26 protein-coding genes are annotated in these 26,657 nt (G+C 48.3%); 2 read left to right on the top strand and 24 right to left on the bottom strand.

Annotated features, from left to right (window positions below; all coding sequences use genetic code 11):
* Positions 1-26: 26 nt before the first annotated feature.
* Together HMPREF1212_RS09650 and HMPREF1212_RS09645 are read left to right on the top strand one after the other, a co-directional pair.
* On the top strand, positions 27-989 hold the full coding sequence (locus HMPREF1212_RS09650) for a DUF2156 domain-containing protein (RefSeq protein WP_046150321.1): 963 nt from the start codon (positions 27-29) through the stop codon (positions 987-989).
* Positions 943-1,908: a GNAT family N-acetyltransferase gene (locus tag HMPREF1212_RS09645; RefSeq protein ID WP_046149220.1), complete on the top strand. Its 966-nt coding sequence runs from the start codon at positions 943-945 to the stop codon at positions 1,906-1,908. The genes HMPREF1212_RS09650 and HMPREF1212_RS09645 overlap by 47 nt, the downstream gene beginning before the upstream one ends.
* Positions 1,909-1,943: 35 nt before the next feature.
* Here HMPREF1212_RS09645 and HMPREF1212_RS09640 read toward each other — a convergent pair whose 3' ends face one another.
* The 24 genes from HMPREF1212_RS09640 to HMPREF1212_RS09530 all read right to left on the bottom strand — a co-directional run bounded on the left by HMPREF1212_RS09640 (position 1,944) and on the right by HMPREF1212_RS09530 (position 26,569).
* Positions 1,944-2,168 (bottom strand): hypothetical protein, encoded by a 225-nt coding sequence (locus tag HMPREF1212_RS09640; RefSeq protein WP_046149219.1) that lies wholly within the window; start codon positions 2,166-2,168, stop codon positions 1,944-1,946.
* A gap of 20 nt (positions 2,169-2,188) precedes the next feature.
* Positions 2,189-3,751, bottom strand: a complete 1,563-nt coding sequence (locus tag HMPREF1212_RS09635; protein WP_046150320.1) for an ATP-binding protein — start codon at positions 3,749-3,751, stop codon at positions 2,189-2,191.
* A gap of 54 nt (positions 3,752-3,805) precedes the next feature.
* A complete protein-coding gene (locus HMPREF1212_RS26650; protein ID WP_082099865.1) occupies positions 3,806-4,660 on the bottom strand; it encodes a D-Ala-D-Ala carboxypeptidase family metallohydrolase in 855 nt (284 codons plus the stop codon).
* The gene (locus tag HMPREF1212_RS09625) at positions 4,650-4,856 is read right to left on the bottom strand and encodes a hypothetical protein (RefSeq protein ID WP_028729074.1); all 207 of its coding nucleotides are present in this window, start codon (positions 4,854-4,856) and stop codon (positions 4,650-4,652) included. The genes HMPREF1212_RS26650 and HMPREF1212_RS09625 overlap by 11 nt, the downstream gene beginning before the upstream one ends.
* 4 nt (positions 4,857-4,860) lie before the next feature.
* Entirely contained in the window at positions 4,861-5,310 is a 450-nt protein-coding gene (locus tag HMPREF1212_RS09620; protein WP_046149218.1) for an HU family DNA-binding protein, read from the bottom strand.
* A 204-nt stretch (positions 5,311-5,514) separates the two neighbouring features.
* Positions 5,515-5,985 (bottom strand): hypothetical protein, encoded by a 471-nt coding sequence (locus HMPREF1212_RS09615; protein WP_046149217.1) that lies wholly within the window; start codon positions 5,983-5,985, stop codon positions 5,515-5,517.
* Between the two features lie 64 nt (positions 5,986-6,049).
* Positions 6,050-7,210: an OmpA family protein gene (locus HMPREF1212_RS09610; protein ID WP_046149216.1), complete on the bottom strand. Its 1,161-nt coding sequence runs from the start codon at positions 7,208-7,210 to the stop codon at positions 6,050-6,052.
* Positions 7,211-7,213: 3 nt separating this feature from the next.
* Entirely contained in the window at positions 7,214-7,495 is a 282-nt protein-coding gene (locus HMPREF1212_RS09605; protein ID WP_028729070.1) for an HU family DNA-binding protein, read from the bottom strand.
* 2 nt (positions 7,496-7,497) lie between these two features.
* Positions 7,498-8,007 carry a hypothetical protein gene (locus tag HMPREF1212_RS09600; protein ID WP_046149215.1) on the bottom strand — a complete coding sequence of 170 codons (510 nt, stop codon included), beginning with the start codon at positions 8,005-8,007 and terminating at the stop codon, positions 7,498-7,500.
* Positions 8,008-8,019: 12 nt separating this feature from the next.
* Positions 8,020-8,364, bottom strand: coding sequence for a four helix bundle protein (locus HMPREF1212_RS09595; RefSeq protein WP_046149214.1), 345 nt, complete (start codon positions 8,362-8,364; stop codon positions 8,020-8,022).
* Complete coding sequence (locus tag HMPREF1212_RS09590) at positions 8,348-9,718, bottom strand: RNA-directed DNA polymerase (RefSeq protein WP_052724962.1); 1,371 nt, start codon at positions 9,716-9,718, stop codon at positions 8,348-8,350. Before HMPREF1212_RS09590 ends, HMPREF1212_RS09595 begins: the two co-directional genes overlap by 17 nt.
* A 3-nt stretch (positions 9,719-9,721) precedes the next feature.
* Entirely contained in the window at positions 9,722-9,955 is a 234-nt protein-coding gene (locus HMPREF1212_RS27560) for an Lcl domain-containing protein (RefSeq protein WP_157316985.1), read from the bottom strand.
* Positions 9,956-10,790: 835 nt separating this feature from the next.
* Positions 10,791-14,018, bottom strand: a complete 3,228-nt coding sequence (locus tag HMPREF1212_RS09585; RefSeq protein ID WP_082099861.1) for a BACON domain-containing protein — start codon at positions 14,016-14,018, stop codon at positions 10,791-10,793.
* A 14-nt stretch (positions 14,019-14,032) separates the two neighbouring features.
* The gene (locus HMPREF1212_RS09580) at positions 14,033-15,187 is read right to left on the bottom strand and encodes a BF2992 family fimbrillin-A clan protein (protein WP_046149212.1); all 1,155 of its coding nucleotides are present in this window, start codon (positions 15,185-15,187) and stop codon (positions 14,033-14,035) included.
* Positions 15,188-15,272: 85 nt separating this feature from the next.
* Positions 15,273-16,394: a fimbrillin family protein gene (locus HMPREF1212_RS09575; protein WP_046149211.1), complete on the bottom strand. Its 1,122-nt coding sequence runs from the start codon at positions 16,392-16,394 to the stop codon at positions 15,273-15,275.
* A gap of 23 nt (positions 16,395-16,417) precedes the next feature.
* On the bottom strand, positions 16,418-17,740 hold the full coding sequence (locus HMPREF1212_RS09570) for a fimbrillin family protein (RefSeq protein WP_046149210.1): 1,323 nt from the start codon (positions 17,738-17,740) through the stop codon (positions 16,418-16,420).
* A gap of 46 nt (positions 17,741-17,786) precedes the next feature.
* Positions 17,787-18,728 carry a fimbrillin family protein gene (locus HMPREF1212_RS09565; RefSeq protein WP_028729063.1) on the bottom strand — a complete coding sequence of 314 codons (942 nt, stop codon included), beginning with the start codon at positions 18,726-18,728 and terminating at the stop codon, positions 17,787-17,789.
* Positions 18,729-18,749: 21 nt separating this feature from the next.
* Entirely contained in the window at positions 18,750-19,700 is a 951-nt protein-coding gene (locus tag HMPREF1212_RS09560) for a fimbrillin family protein (RefSeq protein ID WP_046149209.1), read from the bottom strand.
* Positions 19,701-19,761: 61 nt separating this feature from the next.
* The gene (locus HMPREF1212_RS09555; protein ID WP_046149208.1) at positions 19,762-20,673 is read right to left on the bottom strand and encodes a fimbrillin family protein; all 912 of its coding nucleotides are present in this window, start codon (positions 20,671-20,673) and stop codon (positions 19,762-19,764) included.
* A 35-nt stretch (positions 20,674-20,708) separates the two neighbouring features.
* Positions 20,709-21,626 carry a fimbrillin family protein gene (locus tag HMPREF1212_RS09550; protein WP_046149207.1) on the bottom strand — a complete coding sequence of 306 codons (918 nt, stop codon included), beginning with the start codon at positions 21,624-21,626 and terminating at the stop codon, positions 20,709-20,711.
* Positions 21,627-21,660: 34 nt separating this feature from the next.
* Complete coding sequence (locus HMPREF1212_RS09545; RefSeq protein WP_046149206.1) at positions 21,661-22,569, bottom strand: DUF5119 domain-containing protein; 909 nt, start codon at positions 22,567-22,569, stop codon at positions 21,661-21,663.
* A gap of 15 nt (positions 22,570-22,584) precedes the next feature.
* A complete protein-coding gene (locus tag HMPREF1212_RS09540) occupies positions 22,585-23,973 on the bottom strand; it encodes a DUF3575 domain-containing protein (protein ID WP_087880890.1) in 1,389 nt (462 codons plus the stop codon).
* Positions 23,974-24,475: 502 nt separating this feature from the next.
* Entirely contained in the window at positions 24,476-25,390 is a 915-nt protein-coding gene (locus HMPREF1212_RS09535; protein WP_052724961.1) for a tyrosine-type recombinase/integrase, read from the bottom strand.
* 192 nt (positions 25,391-25,582) lie between these two features.
* Positions 25,583-26,569 (bottom strand): Rpn family recombination-promoting nuclease/putative transposase, encoded by a 987-nt coding sequence (locus HMPREF1212_RS09530; protein WP_046149205.1) that lies wholly within the window; start codon positions 26,567-26,569, stop codon positions 25,583-25,585.
* Positions 26,570-26,657: the final 88 nt, after the last annotated feature.

Below are 26,657 nucleotides of genomic sequence, written 5' to 3'. Positions count from 1 at the left end.
ATATTTGCACGACAAAAAGAAAAATGATGAAGATTCCTTTTAAACCAATTACTATAGAGGATAAGGAGACAATTACCTCCTTTACCTATCCTCACAATTATCGCAATTGCGATTATTCGTTTGCCAATATTTGTAGCTGGCGTTTCCTGTACGACACGGAGTTTGCCGTTGTCGACGGATTCTTGCTGATCCGTTTCCTGATAGAAGACAAAAGCAGGATGGTTTACATGACCCCGGCCGGAGAAGGCGACCTGCGGCACGCATTGGAACTGCTGGAAGCCGACTCACGCGAGCACGGCCATCCGTTATGTATGCTGGGAGTAACCCACGATGCCAAGGAGATGCTTGAAAAAGCATTACCCGGCGGGTTCTTTTATATCCCTGAACGGGATTATTTCGACTATATCTATCTGCGTGAAGACCTGGCCTTGCTGAAAGGCAAGAAGTACCAGTCGAAACGCAACCATATCAATAACTTCAAAAAGAGATATGAGTACGAATATTCCCCCATTACCCCGGAACTGATCCCCCAGTGTCTGAAGCTGGAATGTACCTGGTACAAAGCCAACCGGACGGAAGACGATGCGGAAGATCTGAACTACGAACGTATTTCTATGACCTATGCCCTCAATCACTTCAACGAACTCGGACTGATTGGCGGAGCCCTGCTCGTCGACGGCAAAGTGATAGCCTTTACATTCGGTGCACCGATCAACCATGATACCTTCGGAGTGCATGTGGAAAAGGCCGATGTCGACTATGAAGGAGCCTACACCGTCATCAACCAGGAATTCGCTTCCCGCCTGCCGGAACAGTTCACCTACGTCAACCGGGAGGAAGACCTGGGTATCCCCGGACTACGCAAAGCGAAACTTTCCTATAACCCGGTCATACTATTGGAGAAAAACGCCGCGATAAAGAAAACGCAAAACAATAAACAAGATGAACAAGCAACAAGTAATCGATCTGTGGCGTCTCTCGTTCAATGATACGGAAGAATTTATACGCCTCTATTTCGACCGGGTATACAAGGAAGAGAATACCCTGGTCATCGAAAAGGACGGACAGGTGGTATCTGCTTTGCAGATGCTGCCTTATACTATGACATACTACGGGACAGAAATATCCGTAGCTTATATCTCAGGGGCATGTACCCTCCCTTCGATGCGGGGAAAAGGCCTGATGCGGCAGCTTATCCAGAATGCATACGAGGAAATGAAATACCGGTCGGTGGCCGTAACGGCTCTGATCCCGGCCGATCCCTGGTTGTTCGATTATTACCGGGAACAAGGTTACACCGAGGCTTTCGACTATTCCGAGGAAACCTATATCCGCCCCGAAGAACCGGTATGGGCTCCGAAACTGACTGTGGTTCCTCCCGAAGTCCCTTCGATGGATCTGCTGTACAAGTTTTTCGATAAACACATGCGTCAACGCCCCTGTTGCGTGCTCCATACCAAAGACGACCTTATCACGATCCTGCGCGACCTGCAACTGTCCGGCGGACAACTACTCACCGCCCTGGACGAACAGGAACAGCCTGTCGGAATGGCTTTCGTACTTCCCCCCGACCATACCTCCGGCATACCGGAAGCAAACCAACAGCTGTATATAAAGGAGTTTCTTTACGACGACGACCGGGTGGCAAACCTGCTGCTCCAGGAAGCGACCCTGCAAAACAACGTAAGCAAAGCCGTTTACAAAACACCTCCGGTCGTTCCCGGTACACACCCGATGGGTATGGCCCGCGTGATCGACACGGAACGGTTGATGCACCACTGGTTGTCTACGCACAAGGATGCTCCGGTATCGGAAAAGTTATTAAAGGAGCAGGATATCCAGACTTTCACACGGATCGTAATGGGATACCCCCAACGGGAAGCTTATATGAACCTGATGCTGGATTGATCCGGCACCAGGCATCGGATCAATAACCTTCCGTGTCAGCACGAAAGGTTATTCTTCTTTTCCAGCGCTTCCTTATAAAGCTTTTCCTGTAATACCGCAAACTGCGCAATATATTCTTCCTCCATCATCCCTTCCGGTTCACTAGCCCCATCCGTTGCCACAAACAAGCTGATCCGCTCACTCATTTTCAGATATTCTTCAAAACCTTCACTGGAAGCATTCAGCACACTGATAATTGTCTTGTATTTGGGAGTTTCCATACTATATCTAATTTATATGATTAATCTTTCGTTATCCATTCTGCAATATTCCGTTCCTCCGCACTAAAAGAAGCACCTACTTTTATAAGGGTACGACCATCTGCAATATAAGGGATCAAATACCCTTTTTCATCGATCTGCCGGATGGCATCTTCTGCACTACCATCCAGTTTGAATTCAAATACATAGATGTAATCCTTCGTCTTTACTACCGCATCGGCTCGGCCTCTGGCACTACGAACCTCCGCATCGCAAAATTGTCCCATCAGCTTAAACACCAGATAGAAAACGACCTGATAATGTCGTTCCGTACGATCATTCAGTTCATAAGGGAAATCTGCAAAAAAAGCCTTAAGCCGGGTTAGAAACGCATCCGTTTCTCCGGCACGAAGCTCACGTATAAACTGTTCTATATAAAAACCGCTTTCATCATCCGATACCGGTGTATAGAAAGGCACTATAAAATTCAAAAAACCATATTCCACCTCTTCATTCGGAAAAGCCAGTGTATAATTTTGAAACTCCCTGTCATAATCCTTTATCGTCAGGTAACCACTCTGATAAATCACCGGGATCGGGTTATTAGCCTCCACTCTGTACTCCGAAAAAGCTGAAGCACGCAACTCCACCCCTTCGATGATCCTTCGCAAATCATAGTTACTTTTTTTCAATAACTGAATAAGGAAGGTTGGAGTCCCAGTCTGAAACCAATAATTACTAAAATCCTGTTTTACCAATACGTTCAATACACTGAAAGGATTAAAGACCCCTTCGGCCACCGGATGAAAATGATAACCGTCATATTTCTTTATCAATGTATCGATCGTTTCTTCAAAAGTAAGATCATTCGCATCTCCCAGACTGGCTATCTCATTCGTAAAATTAGCAGTCAATTCACCCTTTGTCAAACCGCAAAGAGTGGCATATTGACGCGCCATACTGATATCATTCAATTGATTCAAATCACTGAACACGCTCACATGAGCAAATTTGGTCACACCGGTAAGCAGGACGAATTGCAGATAAGGATCGGCACTTTTCAATACACCGTAAAAACCTTTCAATGTACTCTGAAAAGTTTCTAACAAAACATCGTCTCCCAAAGCCTGTAACAAAGGTTTATCATACTCGTCGATAAGAACAACGACTTGCTTTCCGGTCTTTTCGTAAGCACGACGGATCAAACCCTGAAACCGGTCAGCCAACGTCTTTTCTCTCTCATCTCTGCCCCATCTATCCTCCCAAATATTCAGATGTCTGATTAATATAAAAGACAGAGATTCTGGAGATACGAACTTCTCCGCATTCAAATCCAAATGTAGCACCGGATATTCAAACCAGTCCTTTTCGAGCTGTTCGATAGCCAACCCTCTAAACAACTCTTTCTTTCCCTGAAAATAAGCTTCCAGTGTCGAAATCAGCAAACTCTTTCCGAAACGTCGTGGACGGCTCAAAAAATAAGGTTTGCCCCTCGTCACCATTTCATAGATCAAAGCCGTCTTGTCTACGTAAGCATACCCCTTGCTTCGCAAATCCTCGAAGCTTTGTATTCCGATCGGCAGTTTTTGGAGTTCTGTATTCATATTATCCGTTTTATGTAGCAATACACAAAGATAACATTTTCTTTAGAACAACCCTTATTTTTCCTTCCTTAGTTTACACACAATCCACAGACAAAACAGCAATAATAGGGCTAATCCGGCGAGTAGCAGGAAAGGGCTCCGGGACGAAGACCGGGCGGTGTGTTGAGCCGTGAGGTTTTCTGTAGCAAGACGTTCATATTCCGTATGGCTGTCTGTAACGGCAAGCAGTGAATCCGTCCAGGAACAGATGCGGGAAGCTTTGGCGGTGGTGACGCTTTGCAGGTATTGCACGCCGGAACTGTCCGGCGGCAAATATACAACCTGCTCCAACTCCCACGAAAGGCTGTCGGTGATCTCCAGGTTCGCGACACGGATCAAACTATCCCGACGGCTTACCTGTACCGAATCCCTGCGTTCTTCCAGACAGGTACCTGCCACCGTACGGCGTGCTCCGCATCCTGCCAGCAAAAAGATAACACATAACATACAGAGAATAACCTGCATACGATTCTTTCCTGAAGTCTTTAACGAGAGATGAAGGAACTTCCTGCGCTTATACAGGATCGCCTGGTCGAAAGGCAAACCCGACTGTAACAACAGTTCCAACAGCTTCGCCGGGCCTTCGGGAGTATAACAATCGGCTGCCTCCCCCTTCAGATGCTGGCTCGTAGATACGCCACCCACCAGACGGTTTACCTCTTTGTTCCGGTAACCGCTCAAAACGGCGATCGGCTTCTTATACAACTGCCGCAAGGGTTCCAGCAAACAACCGGTCAGATGTTGCAACGACACCCTTGCTTCGGGAGACGGTGTATTGTCGATTGCATGCTCTACCGCAGTACGACTATAGGTAAGTTCTTCCAATGTGAAATGCTCACTCAACCAGATCTTTTTACTTTTACTTTCCATTGTCATTGATTTTTAGTTTATATGTATAATCCACCCCGAAAAGAGCTCCTGCAAACGTACTGATCTCGCCGAAAGCCACCAGCACACTGTTATCGATCAGTCCCTGCGGATCGATCCAGAACCCGCAGAAGAGAAGGACAATCCCGCTCAATGTGAGCAGGATTGCCATAATCAATTGAATTGTCAGCCGTTTCATCGGATTACTCGATCACCGGTCTGTCATCCTCGCCACCGCCTTCACCTTCATTCTTGCCTTCAGAAACTGTCACCTTCTCGAAGTTAGTCCGGCTCTTGGCGATACGCAACGCCTTACCGGGGAAGAAGCAAACACGCGGTTCGCGGATCATACTTACATCGAAATCCTTCGCATCGGTTACTCCATCGGAACCAAAAGAGAAACGGAGATTACCCAACTCCCCCAGATTGACACGCCGTCCGTTGCGCAAATGACGTATCGATACCACATTCACACGATCCAGCACCGCTTTCACGCTGGCGCTACTCACTCCCGAGCCGTCGGTTACCTCTTCGATCAGTTCCTCGAAAGTCACCAGATCACCGCAAACCATCTGTGCATACTGCTTTACCGGATGTTCCGCCTGGTCGTCCCCCAGATTCTTGCGCGAAACCATTTTGAACTTGATTGCCATAATACTAATGTTTAATAAATTAATAAAGGAGTACGATATCGAACACATGTCAAAGATATAAATCCGGGAAAACCGCTTCTATCCGAATACGGGGGAACGAACAGTCAAAAAGGGAAGAAAACGATCCCATAAGCCCCACAAGCCATCCGAAGATACCTGAAAGGCGATAGATCGATTCCTCCCCTATTTAACATCAATTAATCATCACTTACGCTTTTCCGCCCACTTACGCATGTTTTCCAAATCCTCGATATCATCCCTGTCAGCCCTGTCGTTCCGGAGCTTACAGGAGAAATACTGCAAATTCCCATCAAAACCAAAAGCCAGAAAACAGATAAAGGCCAGATGCATGGAATTAAAGTCGAAATCCTTCTCATACGTTTCCAGCAACGTTAGTAACCTGCGTAACATCAGAGGTTCACGCAAAGGGAAAGCCAGTTTTCCCAATACTGTATGAGTACGCAGATAGTCGGCCGACCGGGCCCAATCGCTACATACAAAGATCAGGACAAACGTTCTGTACTCGTCAGTCATTTCCACCCAATCACAAAAAGCGGCATCATAGACCGCTTTTACATAAAAGGCCCTCTCTTCGGGAGCCATCCGTTCCGTTTTTTTCCGGAACTTTCTGCCGGAAGGTTTCTCACCCAGCAGTTCTTTTATTATCTTATACATAAAATGCCGGGCCAGTCAGGGAATGGTTTGCCCTTACCGGTCCGGCACAAAAGCCCGTAGGCCATTAATATCCCTGCGCTATGCGAATATTATGACGCGACAGGCGCGGGTTTTGCGGCATCGCCTTGCGAAACCAGGAGATCGCTTCCGACGGCTCGTTCTCCATCAGGGCCAATACCCCCAGGTTATTCCACGAACGCGGATCGTCGGCCACCTGCCGCAGGAAATAAGCGGCTGCTTCCCGGTCGCCCAAAGCAAGCGAGGCTGCTCCCGCATTCAGCACGGCTTCCCGGCTGGAAGGGAAACGGTAAGCAGCCAGTTCGTATACTTCACGGTATTGTTCCGTACCCGGACGATACAACACTGCCACCTGTAGAAGCTCCTCGAGCGTCAGCTTATCCGGATCGGCAACCACCTTTTCAGCCAGTTCCTCCAGTCGGGGCAACCCGGCAGGAACCCTAACCGTCGTCTCATAGGTGACGTCCAGCTCCATCCGACGCAAACGGGAAAAGAAGCTTTTCTCTATATCCTTATATATAGCCCCCTTGCCGAGCGCCTTCAACTGCTTCCGCCGATTGTCGGCATCGGTGTATTTATCCAGTACAGCCAATACCTCCGCACTATAACTACGTCCCGACTTCGCAACCAGCTCGCGCAAACCTTCCCAGTCTTCGCCTACCCAGTCGATCGTGACCGATACTCCGCTGGACAACTCCGGTAACTTTTGCAGATAATTCTTAAAACCGACAGCCCGGTTACCCGCCAGCCGCTCATTCTCACTCGTGCTACCGTCGGGCGAAGCAAAGCCTGTCAGGCGGACGGCCCGTACCCTGTTTTCCGCTCCCTGCAACTGCGACAAGCGTTCTTTCAGCTTTTCCAGTTCGGCCCGGTTGTTGCCATACTTCAGGTCGAGTTTGACACTCCCTGCCGGAAAACCGATATAGGCCGTCAGTTTTTCAGTACCCAATTGTTCTGCCGGACAGGTTTCCGCTTCCGGTGTCAGATAACTGATCATCCCGCTGTAAACGGCCAGGGCATCGATCTGCAATAAAGGGATCTCCGCACGGCGCACCAAGGCAGCTGTAGGCGGCACCTTCTCTACTGCAGCCGACTGGACTCTTTCCATACGTCCCGTCGACTGTGTATCTTGCCGGGTTGTCTTACAGGAAGGCAGGACAGCCAGTATACATAAACCGGCCAACCCTTTTGTTACTATTTTCTTCATATGTTATTTGTCGTGGGTATTCAAGGCCTTCAATAAAAACTTTCCGGGTTTGAACTTCACGCTCGTACGGGCTTCAATCATACAGGGAATACCTGTACGCGGGTTACGTCCCTGCCGCTCTGTCTGTTTCCAGGGTTCAAACGTTCCGAACCCCTGAAGCACTATCGCTTCCTGCCCCAGCGAATCTTTCAGCACATCCTGGAAAGCATTGAGGAACTGGCGGGATTTATACTGCGGAATACCCATCTTCTCCGCTAATGCGTTCACTAAATCTGTTTTGTTCATAATCAGTTGTCTTTAAATGTTATGTTATTTTCCAATTGTTTCTTCAACGACGACAGGAAGATCATACACTCTATCGGGGTCACCCCCGCGATGTCATACAGACGCAACTGTTCCAGCACCTGCGCACCGGCATCCGGTTCTTTCCTGATAGGGACGGTTTCCTGCAATGCTTCCTTTTTCAACGCCTGCATCATCTTGGATATATACCGGCTTTTCTCCGTGGCAAACTCCTCGTCGCCAAGCAATACCGAACGGATAACCAGCCGCTTTTCATCCGGTTGCTCGTATTCCCGGTTTTCAAGTATCTTCGGTAGAACCGCATCCGGAAAACCCAAAGAGATCACTTCCATATTGACTACCTTACAGAAACGGGTATTTACCTGATAAACGGTAATGGTCTGTATAAACTTAATTGCCGAACGCTCATACGCCTTCCAGAAAAGGCCCTCGCGATACAAGTATATATGAGTACTCCCGGCTGTCTCCAAAGCCAGCTTCTGTTTCAAGTCCATAAATAATTTCTTTTATTTGATTACACTTTTCCGCCACCCTGTTATCTGCCGTCCGATATCTTCCATCAACAGAACCAGCTTGGCATAACTACCCGTATCGATGATACGCAGATCATTACACAGGCGGATTTCCAGTTTCAGGAATTCGAACTCATCCACCAGTTGCATCAGGTGGGGCGACTTGTCCAACGACACATTCGCCCGGTAGATACAACGGGTCAGGTTCATCGCGTCCCTGCGGATATCCTGCATCAGGGTGTATTTATACTCCCGGGGAGCATGGTGCGAGACGGCATAGATCATTTTTATCAGTTCAACCGTCCGCAGATAAAGCGGAGTTTCAGTATGTAAAGCCATGATTCAATATTTCATAACAATTGTATCTGGATGCATATATTACCGGATACAGATCGTCGTAATTTCCGGGAACCAGCCCGGCCTTTTTCTGAGCTCTTATTATAGTCGAGCAAATATTCCTGACAGTCTGGTGGCGCAACAGGCGCACCTTCTCCTTCCGGACTATTTTCTCGGGACTGACATAATACAGTTTATCCAGTGCAGGCGAAAGCCATTCCCTGACCTTCTTCCTCAGGTTCATACTACTGTGATGTCTCATCAGTCCTAAATACGAATTCAGGCTTTGTAGAAAATGTTCCTCTTCATCTTCGCTCAACGGGTGTTTGGAAACCTTATAATTATATTCTCCTATCACCTTACGCATCCCTTTCACAGCCCGTTTCCCCGTCAGGATAACACGTCCCTTTACGATAGCTCCGACAAAACGGATACCGTTCGTATAATGGGTCAGCCGTATCTTGTTCGGATGCAGGGTCAACCCCAGTTCTTCCTGCAGATACTGCTGAAATAAGGGGATCAGGCTCTTTAAATATTCCTTGTCGTTGTGCACGACAAAAAAATCGTCTACATACCGTCCGTAATAACGCAGCCCCAGCTTGCTCTTACAATAATGGTCGAAACCGTTCAGGTAAAAGTTGGCAAATAACTGGCTGGTCAGGTTACCGATCGGCAAACCCAACTCCCGGTTACAGACAAACAAGTCCAGTTGCCGGGGTTTCGTCTCATTCGGCAACGGCATGCCGTTCATCGAAAACAGACTCTTATCTTTCGGCAGGCCTTTCCATAAAGACCGGAAACCTTTTATATGTACCCTCGATACAGGGTTATCCAAAGCGATCAGCCGGGTCAGATAAAGAACGGTTTCCAAATCGTCGCCTTCATATCTGGCACGCAGAAACCTATCCAACTTATCCGCCAGCAATCGGCGGTCTATATTCATAAAAAAGCCACGTATGTCACACTGAAGGACATAGCAATCTTTCGTATAATTGGCCGAACACTGGGCGATAAACCGTTTTAAGCGATTTATACCGAATAATGTTCCCTTGCCGGTACGGCATGAATAACTGTCCAGAATAAATTCTTTCTCAAACAACGGGTTGATACGCGCTGCCAGATAATGATGCACCACCCGGTCACGGAACGAAGCAGCAAACACCTCCCGCTTCACAGGTTCCGTTACAATAAATGCCTCCGAACGTGAAATCTTATAGCAGCCCTCCTCTATCTCTTTATATAATGTATAGAGGTTATGCTCTGCATCCATCTCAAATTCCATTGCAGCAGTTGTTCTCCGTTTTGTCTTACGGCAGTCGTACCATGCCTGCACCAATGATTCAAAGTCTATTTTCATTTCCTACTTCATTATTTTTAGATTCATAAACGAGTCCCGGACACAGCGAACATAGCGATTGTTGTTGTCGTTGTTGTTGTTGCTGTTGCCATCGCTGAAGCGCACGATCCAGTGGTTGTTGCTATTGTTGGCCGTACTACTCCAGTACCAATCGCTCGCAAACGTTCGTAGTTGCCACTTATAACTTACTGCCGGGGCTCCCCGGGGTAATTCTAACAGGGCAAGCCCTGCGGACAACCGGATTCGTCTGAATCTTGACGCTACCGTATGCCGTAACTAACGGTATTCTGAAGTCCAAACTATTTTCTTATACTATTCTCTTTTTCTTATACTAAATAATTACAAACAATCAGGCTTAAAGACTCAAACCAGTCCCGGACACAGCGAACATAGCGATTGTTGGTGTCGTTGTTGTTGTTGCTGTTGCCATTGTTGAAGTTCACGATCCAGTGTTTGCCACTACTGTTGGCCGTACTACTCCAGTAGTTATCGCTCGCAAACGTTCGTAGTTGTCACTATAACTTACTGCCGGGGCTCCCCGAGGTAATTCTAACAGGGCAAAGCCCTGTGGACAACCGGATTCGTCTGAATCTTGACGCTACCGTATGCCGTGACTAACGGTATTCTGAAGTCCAAACTATTTCTTATACATCTTTTCTCCTTTACTTAAATAATTACTTGACAATCAGATTTACAGATTTCAAACCAGTCCCGGACACAGCGAACATAGAGATTGTTGTTGTCGTTGTTGTTGTTGCTGTTGCCATTGTTGAAGTTCACGATCCAGTGTTTGCCACTACTGTTGGCCGTACTACTCCAGTAGTTATTGCTCACAAACGTTCGTAGTTGTCACTTATAACTTACTGCCGGGGCTCCCCGGGGTAATTCTAACAAGGCAAGCCCTGTGGACAACCGGATTCGTCTGAATCTTGGCGCTACCGTATGCCGTAACTAACGGTATTCTGAAGTCCAAACTATTCTTTTATATCATAAGCATACCTCCTTTTTATTTTCAAATTTCGACCGCCTTACGGCGGTCTTTGGGTTTCAAATTGTTAAATTGATAAATTGACTATTTATCCCGGACACAGCGAACATAGCGACTGTTGCTGTCGTTGGTGTCGTAGCTGTAGCCATCGCTGAAGTACACGACCCAGTGTAAGCCACTACTGTAGGCCGTACTACTCCAGTAGTAATCGCTCGCAAACGGTGTAAAGCCGGCGGTGTTCTGTAACGAACTCTTATTGTTATACATAGTTAGCAGCTGATCCTTCGATGGCAAATACCAATCACTTTTACCTTCTGCTGTAAGGTTACTACAATATGAATTAGCACTACTCCAATTCATGGTGCCTCCATCCGTTTTACATACTTGAAGGTTGCCTGTTGTAGCTGGTGTTTCGCCAGCCACTTGCGTAACACTTAATGCCAGTGTACGTGCAGGACTGGCACCGGTTGCCGATAAAGTAAATGATCCAGTACGCTCAGCACCGGTATTGGCAGTACCCGTAAAAGTGATCGTTGCATTACCGGTACCACTGGTAGGACTCACCGTTATATTATTATTAGTAGCCGGTGTTATTGTCCACGCCAAACCGTCTGTCGCGGTAACCGAACCCGTTACTTTACTGTTTGCGGCAGCTGCTATTTGGCCCGACGGATTCGTTCGGCTAAAACTAGAAGCAGCTTGCTTGATTTCTACATCTTTTGTCATATTACCGGCTTTCACAGTTACTGTCGCTTTCCGTTCAGTTCCATTCGGATTTACAGAACTCGTTTTATAAGTTAACTGCTGATCAGAACCACTAGTCGTTCCGCCACCGGTAGAAGCAGTACCATTAGTGACTGTCAACCACGAAGGAAAACCGACGGTGAAGGAATATGACAATCCGCTAGTGCCATTCATTGTATAAGTACCGCCGGCACCTGTTGTTGCAACTAATGCTGTTGTTGGACTGACAGAAGCTGTTAAGGATGATGCACTTTGAGTCACTGCTATCGTTCTGGTCAATCCTTCATCCGTACTACCGACAGCATTGCCAGCTTTTACAGTAATCGTTCCCTGGCGGGTAGAGGCATTCGGATTAACAACCGTACTATACGTTATATTCTGATTCGTACCGATAGTGTTATTTGTACCCTCAGTTGTGCCGGTCAAAGTCAACCAATCCATATTTTCCGATACGTTCCACGATAAACCTTTCGTAGCCGAAAAAGTAGATACATAATCAGTAGTAGAAGCGGTAGCTGCCACCGTTTTGGCATCACTCACCTTCAATATTGCTCCCAGCTGGTTCAGAACAATATCGCCTGTCGGTCCGGTAGAAGTATCACCTGCACGAACCGTTATTTTACCGCTCCGGCCAGAAGAAGACGGGTTAACGGTAGCCGTATAATTGATTGTCTGAGCAGATCCGGTAGTAGGCGTGCCCGATCCGCCGGAATTGATAGTTATCCAATTGCCCGAAGTGACACTCGAAGCCCAGACCAAACCTTTTGTAACCGTAAACGAAGCATCACCGGTTGCACCTTGAGCGACTATATTATTCAATGTCGAACCTGTTACTTCGGAACCCGCCTGAGTTACTGCTATCTCCTGTTTCAATCCGGTGTAAGTGGCATCCCCCACCGAAGCACCGGCTTTCACCGTTATTTTACCGGTACGCACCTGTGCCGATGGGTTTACAGAAGTTGCTCGTACTTTCAACGCTTGCGCCTCCTCCGGCGCTTCATCACCGAATGTTCCGGGGTTTGTGCCTGACCAGTCCAGCCAACCATCACCGTCGCTTAAAGCGGCAAGCCACTGTAACCCCTCGGTAGCCGTAAAAGAAGAAGCACCCTCAGAGCCGGTAATTGCCGCTAACGAAACAGCATTTCCTTTTGTCAGGGTCGAACCGCTTTGAGTGATCGTTATCTCCTGATTAACTCCATTCACTTCGATATTAAACGAAACAGATCGCTTTTCTGCTTTCGGATTAGCAGATACAGCCTTAAATACTACATTAGCAGGTCCCTGATGCGTGATGGTTGCACCCGTAGGGATATCTTTCCCATCCAGTACGGCGGATAACCACTCAGGCATATTGAACTCCCACGGCTGACCTGGACGGGCGGTAATCTGTATATCCTTTTCACCGCCTTTATTTGCCGGCATTTCACTCGGATCAACCTCAATAGGAGGTATTTCGCCGACGGTGATACGTTCGTCGGAAGCATCTATACCTACCAATGTGACCGTCATCGTATAATGAGAATTGCGGATGATATCGTAATTATTCATGTCGCTACCCGGATAAAAGCGGAAAATAACATTCTTGTAAGTGACACCTCCCTGCACGGCATTGCCCATCAGTTCGATACAGGTAGCATTCACAACACCCTTTCCCGTCTTCTTCTTCTCCGAATCGACAGCATTTTCACCGCCGACCGTTCCTGCCATATTCTCAGGCAAATACCAATAGATGGTAGCGCCGGTACTGCTGACCGTACCTGAGTAGTCTTTATAGCTGATCCCTCCTGTCGTCAATTGATCCGTTGGCGCTTCCACCTGCGATAACGTAGGAGCGTTTCTCAGAATAACCGAAGTAGGGATAAATGTAAAATCAAGTCCGGTCGAATAGGTAAACGTAATCTTGGCCAGGAGGCGCTTCAAGTTCACAGTAACCTCTTTCACACCACCTTCCTGTACAATCCCTTCCCAGGTTCCTGTCATCTTACATAAGTTATCTTCGGGCAAGCCCTCACCAGTGGATTTATACGCCAATGTTCGCTCCTTCAGTGCCTTTTCGGTGGACACTTCTCCCAGGTCGCCGGCATTTGCAACAAACCACACACGACTTTTCGCTCCGCTCTGACTCTGCTTCAACTTCACATTCACCGTATTATCGGTCATCGAAGCGATATACTGGCTAAACAGCCGGGCACCCGACGTAGCGTCGTACTGTCCGATCCACAAACTGGCGATCTTATTTTCCTGTATCTCCGACAACGGAGCGGCAGCCCGTGTACGAACCGTATCGCCGACAGCCGCTACCAACGTATCGGCCTCTATCGTACCCTCGGACGTAAAGGTTATGCTACGTGTCGCGGGGGTCTGGTTAGCCAATACATTCAGGTTAAAACCTGCTTCCACATCTTTCAGGGCATGGGGAGGGATCACATCCTCTTCCACTTCGGTCTGCGTACAGCCACCAGTCAGCAATAAGACCAGATACACAAACAACCATCCCAGTAATAAGCCGATGCGCAACCTCCCGATCCTCGTCAAAGGCCTCCATCCTGTTTCACTTCCTCGTTTCATTGTATTTCGTTTTTTTAATTTCCTCCAATTTCCCCGTTTCCGCTCCAGGGTATTTCAGTCCATTTGGCAACAACTATCGTAGTGCCGATCCCCTCATTCACATCCGGATCGGGATAAGGCGTGTCGGGACCTCCCACGTTATCGTCCCTGAAGACGATCGCATTCCAGTCGAGCACCCTCATCAAAAGGCTGCTTTCGTTATTCTTCACTTCCAGCGTAAAAACATACCGTTTGCCTTCATCGAACGAGATATTTTTGTCGATCGTCGCTTTCAAGGTAGCCGCTTCATTATCGCGTTGAACACCGATCTCCACCTCGAAAGGCTGGTTATTCTTCGGAATAAGGATACCCTTTGTCTTGTTCAGGCCGATCTTATCAGGGTCCGACTCCACCGGTTCGAATTCTTCGGCTGCAAATACGATCCGGGCCTCTTCCTCTTCACTCCCGCCGGTGGGCGGTATTCCCGTATCCTCACCCGCTATCAGGGAAGCTCCCGAAGAAGAAATCTTTTTCAGTTCCAGCTTTGTGCCGTACAATGTTTCGAAAGGCAGCGCGTTGTCAGGCGAAGGAGCCACATTGAATACCACCAACGCACATTTTCGCCGGAAAGTGCCGAGTGTCACCACACGCGATTCTTTAGCAACCGCAACACCGCGGGCAAAAGCATCCATCACATCTTCCTTATGGGGGATACCGGTTATCTTATAATTATTATCGGCACCCTTCAATAGCTTTCGCGCCGGTGATACCGCATAAAAATCGTATACGCCCCCTCTCACCTGCAAGCCTTTGGCTTCTCCTTCCACCACCTTTCCGGCATTATCCACCCGGCAGGGAACCAACGCACCGTCCTCACCTACCCTGTAAGTAGCTTCAAACGAAGGCTCGTCCGTAGCAAAAGAAGCAGGTTGTTGCTTATCCCCGACGTTCCCTGTGAAATAAGCGCCGATCCGTACGGTTGTTCCTACAGGTAACGGCGTCGGTGTCGTCACCGTTTCATCGGCACGGGTCAGTACCGCAGGCACTCCCAGGTCAGGCTTGCCGAAGCTAAGCATCACCAGCTGTGCCTCCTCCGGTACGATCTCTTCCACCGGTCCTGCCGTACACCCTACCAGCAAACTGCCGGCCAGTAACCCATACAGATATAGTTGTATTCGACTCCGTTTCATCTCAGTTCGTTTTAATCTTTACTTGTCACATTCTTCTTTGTGAACGGGAGGGGTATCGCTCCCCGCCCGCCCTGTTTGTTGCAGCCTATTCTACCGGAATGTCGGTCGAACCACCGTCGTTCCAGCCGGCTACTTCCATATTCGCTATAACGATTCCTTGCGGAAGCATACGGATATTATAGATGTAATTATTCCCTTTCACCCAATCGGCCGTGAACGTGCCGGGATCAGCACTTCCTTCGGACGGAGACATGGTGAACACACGACCGTCGTCGAGTGTCAGTTCCAATGTAACGGATACGCCCGTCACCGGGATCACCAGCCCGAAGGCCTGTACCGGTACCTGCGCAGGTTCGTTCACACCGGTTCCGACAGCACGCATATCGCCATCGGCAGTAAAGGTCAGCTGGCTTACCGGTGTCAGCGTACCGCTCAACTCCCCTGTCGACAGGTTCAGCTTGGCAGAAGTCGACTTTTTAAAACCGTCACTGCTTTTCAATACCACCTTAGCCACATGGAAACCATCGAATGCTGTTCCCCCGTCAGCTTCCAGAATACGGAAACTCACCTTCGTCAGCGCATGCCGCATGGTTAAGGAAACCTCCGGATGCCAGCGGTCCACCTGATCGGATGCCGTGCAATAGAGATAATCATCCTGATCGGTATTCCACAGTACATCGGTAGCAGCATTCACCACACCACTGCCGTCATTGAACACGAAATTCTGCTTTTCCGAGACTTTCACGCTACTCATCACCGGCACTTTGGGAGTGCCGGTGAGCGAGACGCTTTTATCGGCAGGCGAATAAGCATATACCGTACCCTTTTCAGAGTACAGGTAGAGCGCCTCTTCGCCTTCTGCCAGTTCCCAGGCAGGCGTAGCGGAATTGTAGGTGAACATCTGCGTGTTATTTCCGCTGGCATAAACGCTCACCGAACCGCTGCTGCTCTGCTTCGTGACACAAAGTCCTACCTGCGTCAGCGGATTCGGATTGGTGTCACTCCTCACGGGACCTCCGGTCACTAAGCTTCTCGTTTCTATCTCCACCGACAAGCCCAGGTTCTTTACCGACAGAGGGACACCTTTGTCTTTCCCGCCGTCTCCTCCATCGCCACCGGCTACCGGCAAAACGATGTCGGCCTGTGTACAGGCAGTACACAAAGACAGGAAGACCGCTAGCGGAAATGTATATAGATTCTGTTTCATGGGCTTTGTTTTAATGGAAATGATTACAGCGGGATTTCGTCCTGTTCGTTATCTACCCATGCTTCTACGGTAACATCCATTACCGTCAGCTTATTACGGCCTGCAGAAAGCGTATAGATGTAATTGTTGTTGGCAGCCCATTCATTGGCCGTTAGGGTTACCGGATATTCGACAGGAGTGTTAGCACCTTCCTGCAGAGTAACCACCACGTCGATCTCACCATCGCCGAAAGTTGTAGGATACACAATGGCACTGACCGTTTTGGATACCGATTTACCGTTTACAGAGGAGGTACTGGTACCTGTCGATTTGAAAGCGTGTTCGCCTTCAGTTCCCGTTGTCGGATCCACCTGTCTCATCAAGATATAGTTCGTTATCGTACGAGCCATTCCGGTTGTAGTAGACGGGCCAGTAATCGCACCGTCCACCAAAGACATGGTTCCACTTCCCACCTTGAAAGGATTTACTCCGGAAGTAGCATTGTTCTTTATCTCGAACTTAGTAAATTTCACGTCATTAGTACTCAGGTTACCACCGTCGTACACCCGGAAAGAGACCATCGACATGGCATGATGCATATCCAGATTGATCTTATAACCGGGATTGTCCGTATTCTTATTATCCGGTTCGGCATCCGGAGTGACCGGTGTTTGTCCATCGGCACGTCCGTTATTTACATAACGTCCTTCTGTTCCTGCAAAATAAAGGTAATCCTTTTCAGTTGCCAACGACAGGTTCACCAGATCCCCCTTGGCAGTCGTACCCCAGCTAGTGCCGTTCCAATACTTCTTCGCATTGTTTTTCGTAGCATCTATTTCACCGGAAGCCAGCACCGTTACCGGGATTTTCAGGTCAGATTCCGAGGAGATAGAAGAAAGAGAGGTCGTAATATCTGCACTATAAGGATAATAGGCATATACTTTACCGACTGTTTTACTCAGATAATAAGGAACTTCTTTCGTATCGGCGAAAGTGCCGGCTTTTGTTTTGACAGAGATCCAATTAGCTCCCTTTTCATCTCCCAGATACCATACATGATGGCCCGTATACTCTGTTCCGTCGGGCGTGTACCAACCGGTAGCACCGCTGTTCGTAACCAACACACCCAACCCCGGAGCATTATCGTCGCTTGAGAAACTGTTCTTATCGTAAGCGATCGCCTCACCGCTCACGACAGATTTGGTAGCCGCTTTGGTTCCGGCATCCACTTTCAGATTCGGGGTGATCCCCAAAGCTACCTGGTCGTCGTTGCCGGGTCCGGTAATAATTTCCGTTTCCTCGTTCGAGCAACTGACTGCTGTCAGCAGGGCAACTGCCATAGCGCCCATTGTCATTGTCTTTTTCATTTTCGTTCGTTTTAATATAAATACTAGTTATTACTTATTCTATTACTTAAATCGGTATTTCGCCGGCATCCCGATCCGTCCATTGTTCTACGCCGACCGTTGTAGCCTGTATCTTCCGTCCGTCGGTGAAAAACAGCGAGACAACATGCCGCTTGCCGGGCAGGAAACCACCCTCTACGGAAACGGACACCCGGGAGACTGTCTCCACCGCATTGCCGTTGCCGTCTTTTGTTGTCGTCACCTCCAATTGCAGCGGGATCGGCGAAGCGGGAAGCAGGATATACCCCTGCGCTTCGGGAAGCTCACCACCTTCCTCTACCTCGGGAATCGCCAGGCCTGCTATCTCCTGCACGGCGACAGCCTTAATATCTTCCGCCGAAGAGGCATCGGACAACACGGGCAATACTGATTGCCAGTCCAGTTGTTGCCGGGTATGTACCCCTGTTACTTCTATCCCCGCGATCTCTCCCCAACGGTCTGTCCTGTCACTGTAACAAAGCAGGCCGAGTTGAGTCAGCAAATGATGGAACGTACAGGTGCGCAGGGGAGCAAAGCTGTTTCCCGACAAAGGTCCCGTCGCCATCACATCTGTCATTCCGTCTATTGTAAAGGTCATCCGACCTGCCGCAGCATCCGGTTCACCGGTTACCGGATAATAGCCATGCAAACGGATATTGCTTCCATCGGACGGATAGAGCTGCGTCTCATCGAACACGACCGGACGGTTGCCCGCCCCGCCGCTCCGGACGGCTCCGGATACACTCCACGTACCATACACTCCGGAACCGGTTTCATCCTGCCGGGCAAAACACACAGCCAGATCCTTTTTATAGCCGGAGCCGATCACTGCACGGGTAGACACACCGATCGCCCCTTCCAGGCATACCTTCGTTTCGGGGACAGGCTGCGGTGTAGGATCGCTGCCGTCCGAACAGGCGGTTAGTGCCCGAAGGCAAGCGATGGTGGCTATCACTATTATTTTCTTCATCTCCTGCTATTCTAAAAAGGGTTATGCTCCGGGAGTGATCGTTGAACTGCCTCCGTTGCCCGGCTGCCATTCGGCAATGCCTGCTTCGATGGTGATCTCGCCGTCGATCGTGAAATTGAGGGTGATCAGGTGCGACTGTCCCTTCTGTGCGCCTCCGCTGATATTGCTGATAGGTACCTGCAATGTTTTTTCTGTTCCGTCATAAGTCGCTTTTACTTCCAGGGCGATAGCGGCAGACTCCGTACCCATATCCGCTACGGGATAGACCATCAGATATCCGGTCTGCGGGTCGGCTGCATCGGGAGCCGATACTTCTTCCGGACAACCGATCACGCTCAGGCTGGTGTTGGCCGAACCTGTTGTAGCTAGCGTTGCGCCGCTTGTTTTATCGAGCGACAACGACAGTGTGTTATATACGTTCTTTACCGTAATAGATGAAACTTTCGTCCATTTCTTAACTGCTTCCGCCGAACCGGAGCATTTGAATTGCAACTGGGTAAGCAGGTGCTGAAAGGTGAACGGGGTAAACTTGGCGTTAGCAGCCCCGGTCTGCACTTCTGTTGCCATAACGTCCTCGTCGCCCGTAATAGTGTAAGAGACTGTCGGGTTGTTTTTTCCACTCAGGGCAGCCTGCGGATAATAACCGATCAGAACCGACTGACCATTAGCAGGCATATAAGTCTGCGCCGTTGCAAACGTAACGGAGGTATTGCCGCCACCGCCGAGGCGGGTAGCATCGATAGCCGGCGTTGTCCAATCCGTATTAGATACCGGATTATCCAAACGGGCAAACGATACGGCCAGGTCACTGCCATAACCGGCATCGATCACCGCACGGGTAGCCTCTCCGATACCGGCACTTACCTGCATCGCTTCCGGGATACCTCCCACAGCGGGTTCTTCTTCGTTGGAACAGCTGCACAAGAAAACCGTCGCCAACATACTCATTACTAAAAATTTGTTCGTTCTCATTTCATTTATCGTTTAATAATAATACCAGTTTCATTTATTGTCAGATGTGAATCACTTCTTTTTACTCTGTTACCGTTCCGTTTCCGGAGGCACCTACCTGCCACGGGGCTACAGTGGCTGTTCCTTCGATGGCGATTTCACCTGTTTTCAGGAAGGAAAGAGTGATTAGATGGGAATTTCCGGCCAGGGCATTCAAACCTTCTTTGGTAGACGCATCCATAATGCTGATGTCCGGACTGGTTGTACCACCTTCATAAGTCACTTTCACTTTTACGCCGTTCAATGCCTGTATCATAAAAGGTTCACCGACCTTCGTCACATCTTTGGTAAGCTGGGTAGATGTAATACCCGGAACCGGCAATGCAGCTGCAGTCGCATACGTTACAATACCGTCTGCGATCGTCATTGTCTTTGGATAAGAAGCGGATAAAACTTCTATTTTTGTGATCTTCTTATCCGGGTTTGCCGTCAGATAACCATCCGAAGCCTGTACCTGGAAATTCAACTGCGTCAGCGCATGAGTAAAGGAGAACGCTCCTGCAGGAACACTTTTGCTTCCGCTGACGATACCGCCATACATCACATCCTCCGTTCCTGTCTGCTGAAAAGTCACTACCCCCGATACGGAAGCGATCTCCGGATGCCAGGCCGCCATATAAACATTTCCTGTAGTCGGATACACTTTCGATACATTCAAAGGAACCGATGTTCCTGCCGCTGTTTCGGCAGCAATCAATGTGATACTGTTCTGCCACGCAAATGCAGCAGTCCATGATGCAGGAGCTTGGGTTCCTTCAAAAGCTGTGATAGCTGCCGTAAACGTATCGCCCGTAACGACCGGCGCCTTGGTTATGGCTCCGCTTACGGTCGCCCCGACCCTGATTTCTGATGTTTGGAGATCTCCTTCTTCCGAAGAAGAGCAACCCGACATCACTACCGCCAGAAAAGCGGCATACATCCATACTTGTTTCATACTTTCTTTTATTAATTGATTAAATAACTATATCTTCAATCGATAACTCCCGTTCCGTTATTCCCTCTCTTCCACTCCGACACCTGTGCCGACAGGGAACAGGCACCATCGGCACGAAGCACGACCGACAAGAGATAAGAAGTGCCGGATGCCGGATAGCCATCCGTTTCATGGAACGATACCGGCAACCGCTCGAACCGCGTCAGATTGCCTGCACGGTCTTCCAGTATTACTGTCAGGCCCACCGCAACACCAGGCTGTATCATGACCATTTCCGACACGTCTACCCAATCGGTATCCAGCGGCAGACACTCGCCGCCGGCCATCCGGTCAAGGACGATCAACGCCTTTTGTTCACCGGAGAAAGTCAACCCTTTATCCGACAGAGACAATACCGCATCGCATTGTACCCCTTCCGCCACAAGGCCGAAAAGTTTCCACCCTTTCTCTTTTCCCGCCTCGTCACACCGGAACTGAAAACGTAGCTGGCTCAGCAGATGCGTAAACCGGAACGACTTTCCTTCCTGCCAGAACATATCCGTCAGGGAGCCGTTTTGTTCGTCGGTCACCAGCAAGTCCTGCCGTCCATCGATCGAATAAACGATCCGCCCCTCACCAGACAACTGACCTTCGGGAGCAAAGCCGCGCAGGTAAATACGACTATTGTCCGAAGGATAATATTTCGGTTCCGCCAGGCTCGTGCTCCCATCCTCTTTTACCCGGGCTTTCCATATATCCGTATACTTTCCCGATTCATTGCCTTTGGCAAAAAATACAGAGTCGGCAAAAGAAACCTCGCCCGATAGCTTCTCCGAAAAAGCACGAAGCACCAGCTTTTGCCCGAACAGATCAGTAAAATCTTCGTCACTACCCGAACAGGCCGCCATTATTGCTCCTAAAAGGACAAATACAGGCAGATACCATCCTCCTCCATATCTGTTTTTAATCTTCATTTCCCTATACATTAAATATATATCAAGTATTGTCTCAGTTCCCCGCCTCACCGGTTCCTTCTTTCCAGCCGGACAGGGTGATCGTTGCACCGTTTATCTCATCATACGCGATCTCCAGGTCGAGTACGACATGAGCCGATATGCTTTGCTCGAATGCCTTACCCACTTCCCCGGTTATATCCGTAAACGAAGTGACCTCTTTTCCGTCTTTCAGAGTAAGCGTCAGGTAAAGTTCGACCGGATCGCCCTCCTCTCCTCCGTCAGACAGGCCGAACAGATTAAGAGAAGAAGTGTATACTCCCGGATTAGCTGATTCAGGCTCGAATGCCATAAAAGCCGGCGTATCGAACAATGCTTTTCCGGTCGGAATTTGTATCTGCGACGAAACGCCTGTCAACCGGCCGGATAACCCCGTCAACCGGATATCTTCCCCTCCTGTCACCTTTATATTGAGTTCCAGTGTCTTCACCAGACTGACCGGATACAGCTCTTCCACAACAGTCTTTTCTCCTCCTACATCGATCGACTGACAACCCGTACCGTATAAATTACCGGGACGTGCAATATGTACGGAAGCGGATTTTAAAGAAGAAATCAGCCGGGCCTTGCCAAGAGCCTGTTCGTAACCGTTATTCATTTCCAGTTGGACATTATCACAATCGGTATTGCATACCACTACTTTATAATGTCCCGACGGCAGTGTCCCTTCATAACCCGTAACACTTCCCAAGCGGACTACCGGATGCCCTGTCCCGTCTTTATAGAAATAGTACGTCATACCGGACGGATAACTGCTCCGGGTCTGCCAATCCAGATGCAGACGTACTTTCCCGTTCTTCTCCCAGTCTTCGTCGGGGACATGGTAGGTACAAGACGATATTGCAAAGACACATACAAGAAATGCCATCCAACCCACTATTCCACTCTTTTTCTGCTTTTTCATATTTCTACCCTTTCCTTATCTGATCTGAAAACGATACACCAGGCTGACTTTCAGCCCGACCATAAAGCCCGTCGACGAAAAACGGCTCTCCATATAATTCTTATCGTCTATTTTATCATAACGGTATTTCTTCCCGTCGAAAACCGAACGGTAACCTGTACGTACACTCGCCTCGGCACAAAAACCATTTCCTAAAGGAATCAGGCAACCGATCGAAGCACCTAACGTCCAGAAACGGCCGGTCCTGCCATAAAGCACTTCTTCATCGGGATCTATATCGCTCCCCCGCACATCGAAATCACCATATTCACCGAACAAGCCGGTGTTCAGCCAAGTAAATTTTCCGGGAGTAAGCGGCCACACACGGGGCTCGACCGAAAATTCGGATACCGACCAGCGGTCGCGTGTCTTATTCTTATAGGAGAAATCGGAATACATTCCCGATACAGCCACCGACCAACGGTCGGAAAAATAGCATTCCACCTCCAGATTAGGCATAAAGGAGCCGGTTTGCAGTTTCACATCTCCTGTACCCAACTGAATAGAAGGAGATACCGTAAACCAGGGTAACAAATTGGTCTTGACGGACATATATACAGGCGATCCCGGAATTGAAGGAGACGGATGCCGGCTGGTAACCGCTACTGGATCATCCGCTTTTGCCGGTATATCCTCCGTTACTTTATTCACCGGAACTTCTTTCCTGACAACTCGCGTTTTTTCATGTGTCGTTACAACTGTTGAAGACAGAGGAGTCCGGACTGATTTATCCACCATCGAAGCCAGTCGGTAATCCTCCAGTTCAGAAGGATCGAACAGCGGATCGTCGATACGGTATACCGCACGATCGTAACCGCCCGCCTCTCCCCGCCGGAACAGGTCTGCATAGGGGATAGCTCCGTATTTCTCCAATGCATCCCGGATGGCTTTCGGATAACGGCTTTCACTATACCGGATCGCAGTATTAGCAAACCAGGGAAGCGGAGATTCCACCAGATAAACGTGTACCCTATCCCGATAACTTCCACTACGGTCGATATAGAATGCTACACAATCACCGGGAATATCCAACCGGGTTTTCAGATAGGCACGGATCCGATTGGCACGAAGCGAGGCTTCATTGATGACTGTATCTTCTTCCGAGTCGTAAGCGCTCACATGCGATATGATCAGTAAGTGGCAACCTCCGGTCAACAGGCGATTACGGAAAGCAGGCAAATACTGTCCCATTCGTTCCAGTTGATAGGCGTTATCACCAAAATCAGCCAGGAACATATCATTATTTTCTTTAAAGGAGAATAAAAAAGATTCTGCTTTCGTATATGATGTAGTCTGGGCTTTTACTCCCGGAAAGAAAAGTATAAAAAGCAGGAACAGGCAAAGTGCGGTTCTTATTGTTTCCATTCTCTTTTTATGTGTTTGCTGTTTCATCCTGTACATCTCCCTATTAGCTTTTGATATTCAGTTTTTCTTTATTTTTCTACCCTTATTTATAAAATAAGGGGAAAGCAATAAGAAAGCTCTTTTTAGGAGAAGGATTTTACTCTTCAACAATGGTAAAAAATATAGGATTGGGATCTTTTTGAGACTCTTTTAGGGAAAAATTTAACAGAAAGGATAACAGTTTTTTTCTAACGGACATTAAAGAGATAGCACTCCCAGCCCCCTTTATGTCTGCACCACCTAAAATTTAGGTAATAGGACTATAAAACAGAAGAAAAGGTGAAAATATATTAAATCTGTGTGCTTTTTTTAATAAAACACTTTCGAAGCCTTGTTTATTCGTAGGATTCTATCTATGTTTGCACAGTACTTTATCTCAAATGATAAATTAAAGAGATTATAAACACCTCTATTTGAGATAGAAACGATACTTTATCCCTTATTTTATAAATAAGGGTATATTCTAAGCCCTCATCATAGCTTCTATTTCTTCAGTAACAATTTGAGTAGCTTCTGCCATCTTATCAAGATCAAAGGCTGCCAGATAAATACGGGTTGTTTTTTCCGAGGTATGTCCAAGTGCCTGACTGATGATGCTGATCGGCACTCCCCGATGATAAGCCTCCGAGGCCCAAGCATGACGGAATACATACGTAGTCAGTATATCCAACAATTCCAGATCGATACAGATTTGCTTCAAGTACTCATTTTCCTTTGCCAGACAAGATTTATACTGTTCGTGGGTAGCACCCTCCGACAATATAGGAAAAAGATAGTATGCGTCCGGACGGCTATAACGATCTATCAGCTGTTGCATCCCCAAAGTAACCTCCATCCGGATCAGGACACCTGTTTTCTGCCTGTAATAGGCCAACACTTTACCGCCCTCCTCCAGGTTCGCCTTGGTAAGATGCGCAATATCGACAAAAGGAATACCGCAGGCCAGAAAAGAAAACAGAGCCATATCGACGGCGAGTTGCTTCCCGGGTTCCTCTTTCAGTTCGAGCGAAGCCAATTTTTTGATCACGTCAGTCGGTACGGCACGTTTTACCGTCTCCTCCCGTTTCAACCGAATACCGCTAAACGGTGATTCAAGAGGCCGGCTTTTCCATCCCAGGCAAGCACGGTTATACATGGCACGCAGGTTACTGATATAACTGTTTATGCTATTCACCTTTAAGCCTTTGTTCTTCAGCCATTTCAGAAAGGCATGTACCATTTGCGGGGTCACATCCTTCAGCAAAAGTTCGCTCTTACCGGTAAATAACATAAAATGGTTTCGTACAGCCCTGTACAGGTCCGCCGTACTTTCATCGCCCGCAGAACGTTTCTCCTGTTCCTGCAAGCGCATCTGTTTGCAAAAATCCTTATGTTTCATAACTTTTCCCTCAATTTTAAACAAGGGCAAAGTTACAACAATTACTCCCGGATAAAAGTTAGCCGCACAGGCGTTTATCGCTACCTGCGCGGTTAACTGTAATTGGCTGCGCAGGGGATATTCATTTCCTGCACAGGGAGAAGCCGGTTCGAGTTGGAAATACGGCTTACTTCCGGTATTGTGAATGTTTGATTATAACGACTCTATCTCCCCGGCCGACAGACCGGTACATTTTGCAATGTCGGCAGTCTCTATACCCATGCTTTTCATATTGATTGCCGTCCGGCGTAAGGCTTCCGCTTTTCCTTTGGCCTCTCCTTCGGCAAGACCTTTCGCCTTTCCCCTGACTTCTCCTTCAGCAAGGCCTTCTGCTTTTCCTTCGGCAAGGCCTTCGATCCGGCCCTCCCATTTGGCGGTATTGAGGACGTCGTTCTGGATCATGATTACGTTCAGGTGCTCGTCATAAGCATGTCGTTCCTGCGAGGACATGGAGTAATACTTTAGTTTCTCGCGGGCTTCACGAAGACCCGGTGTTGTCGTGTCCGGACGGATAGTTCCGTCTTTCAGGTATTTGATCCATTCGTCCAGAGGTGTCGAAGCTACTTTATCGAACTCGTTTACGCGGATCAGGATATATTCGGGGAAAATCTCGGCAGGCAGGCGGGTGATGACTGCGTCGCGGTCACGCATGTTGATACGCAGACTGTCGCCGGTATGTACACCGGTGAAATGGTTCTGACCGTGGTAGAAATAGTCCGTACCCACACCCAGATCGAAATAAAGAATGCTGATGGAATACACTTTCTTCACTTTCTGATAACCTTCACCCAGCGAGATATGCTCGGTAATAGCTTTGGCCACTCCGTAGAGGATACGTTCGAGATAATGAACCTCACGTGTGTTCTGGATTTCAACGATGATAATTTCGCCTTTGCTGTTCAGGGCTTTGATATCTACCCGGTTGAACTTATCGTCGGCACTTTCCTGATTGCTTTCGCTTTCAAGGATTTCAAGGATACTGACCTCTTCACGCAGCATAACGGTCAGGAAACCATTTAGCACATCGAAGTTGGCCTTCTGGCGCAACAAACGCTTGATAGCCCAATCGAAACGGATATACCGGTCCTGCAACTCTTTTCTTTCATTCTCTGCCATGACTTTCGGATCTGAATTTTTCATAATTAAGTGTTTTTATGTCAGGTAATTCGCAAATATACGTAATTAATATATAAACAGGAAGGGTCGGTTCAATTATTTTCATACCAGC

This window comes from Parabacteroides sp. HGS0025 (assembly GCF_000969845.1).
In the GTDB taxonomy this organism is placed as follows: Bacteria; Bacteroidota; Bacteroidia; order Bacteroidales; family Tannerellaceae; genus Parabacteroides; species Parabacteroides gordonii.
Note: the sequence above shows the minus strand (reverse complement) of the source record. Positions and strands in the feature narration are given on the sequence as shown.

Excerpts from the sequence above, each read along its gene's own strand:
- HMPREF1212_RS09585 (WP_082099861.1), bottom strand. The coding sequence starts at position 14,018 with ATGAAACGAGGAAGTGAAACAGGATGGAGGCCTTTGACGAGGATCGGG.
- HMPREF1212_RS09570 (WP_046149210.1), bottom strand. The coding sequence starts at position 17,740 with ATGAAAAAGACAATGACAATGGGCGCTATGGCAGTTGCCCTGCTGACA.
- HMPREF1212_RS09590 (WP_052724962.1), bottom strand. The coding sequence starts at position 9,718 with ATGAAAATAGACTTTGAATCATTGGTGCAGGCATGGTACGACTGCCGT.
- HMPREF1212_RS09620 (WP_046149218.1), bottom strand. The coding sequence starts at position 5,310 with ATGGCAATCAAGTTCAAAATGGTTTCGCGCAAGAATCTGGGGGACGAC.
- HMPREF1212_RS09550 (WP_046149207.1), bottom strand. The coding sequence starts at position 21,626 with ATGAAGATTAAAAACAGATATGGAGGAGGATGGTATCTGCCTGTATTT.
- HMPREF1212_RS09645 (WP_046149220.1), top strand. The coding sequence starts at position 943 with ATGAACAAGCAACAAGTAATCGATCTGTGGCGTCTCTCGTTCAATGAT.
- HMPREF1212_RS09560 (WP_046149209.1), bottom strand. The coding sequence starts at position 19,700 with ATGAGAACGAACAAATTTTTAGTAATGAGTATGTTGGCGACGGTTTTC.
- HMPREF1212_RS26650 (WP_082099865.1), bottom strand. The coding sequence starts at position 4,660 with ATGGAAAGTAAAAGTAAAAAGATCTGGTTGAGTGAGCATTTCACATTG.
- HMPREF1212_RS09575 (WP_046149211.1), bottom strand. The coding sequence starts at position 16,394 with ATGAAACAGAATCTATATACATTTCCGCTAGCGGTCTTCCTGTCTTTG.
- HMPREF1212_RS09605 (WP_028729070.1), bottom strand. The coding sequence starts at position 7,495 with ATGAACAAAACAGATTTAGTGAACGCATTAGCGGAGAAGATGGGTATT.
- HMPREF1212_RS09650 (WP_046150321.1), top strand. The coding sequence starts at position 27 with ATGAAGATTCCTTTTAAACCAATTACTATAGAGGATAAGGAGACAATT.
- HMPREF1212_RS09615 (WP_046149217.1), bottom strand. The coding sequence starts at position 5,985 with ATGTATAAGATAATAAAAGAACTGCTGGGTGAGAAACCTTCCGGCAGA.
- HMPREF1212_RS09610 (WP_046149216.1), bottom strand. The coding sequence starts at position 7,210 with ATGAAGAAAATAGTAACAAAAGGGTTGGCCGGTTTATGTATACTGGCT.
- HMPREF1212_RS09635 (WP_046150320.1), bottom strand. The coding sequence starts at position 3,751 with ATGAATACAGAACTCCAAAAACTGCCGATCGGAATACAAAGCTTCGAG.
- HMPREF1212_RS09540 (WP_087880890.1), bottom strand. The coding sequence starts at position 23,973 with ATGGAAACAATAAGAACCGCACTTTGCCTGTTCCTGCTTTTTATACTT.
- HMPREF1212_RS09535 (WP_052724961.1), bottom strand. The coding sequence starts at position 25,390 with ATGAAACATAAGGATTTTTGCAAACAGATGCGCTTGCAGGAACAGGAG.
- HMPREF1212_RS09580 (WP_046149212.1), bottom strand. The coding sequence starts at position 15,187 with ATGAAACGGAGTCGAATACAACTATATCTGTATGGGTTACTGGCCGGC.
- HMPREF1212_RS09600 (WP_046149215.1), bottom strand. The coding sequence starts at position 8,007 with ATGGACTTGAAACAGAAGCTGGCTTTGGAGACAGCCGGGAGTACTCAT.
- HMPREF1212_RS09625 (WP_028729074.1), bottom strand. The coding sequence starts at position 4,856 with ATGAAACGGCTGACAATTCAATTGATTATGGCAATCCTGCTCACATTG.
- HMPREF1212_RS09640 (WP_046149219.1), bottom strand. The coding sequence starts at position 2,168 with ATGGAAACTCCCAAATACAAGACAATTATCAGTGTGCTGAATGCTTCC.
- HMPREF1212_RS09595 (WP_046149214.1), bottom strand. The coding sequence starts at position 8,364 with ATGGCTTTACATACTGAAACTCCGCTTTATCTGCGGACGGTTGAACTG.
- HMPREF1212_RS09555 (WP_046149208.1), bottom strand. The coding sequence starts at position 20,673 with ATGAAACAAGTATGGATGTATGCCGCTTTTCTGGCGGTAGTGATGTCG.
- HMPREF1212_RS09545 (WP_046149206.1), bottom strand. The coding sequence starts at position 22,569 with ATGAAAAAGCAGAAAAAGAGTGGAATAGTGGGTTGGATGGCATTTCTT.
- HMPREF1212_RS09565 (WP_028729063.1), bottom strand. The coding sequence starts at position 18,728 with ATGAAGAAAATAATAGTGATAGCCACCATCGCTTGCCTTCGGGCACTA.
- HMPREF1212_RS09530 (WP_046149205.1), bottom strand. The coding sequence starts at position 26,569 with ATGAAAAATTCAGATCCGAAAGTCATGGCAGAGAATGAAAGAAAAGAG.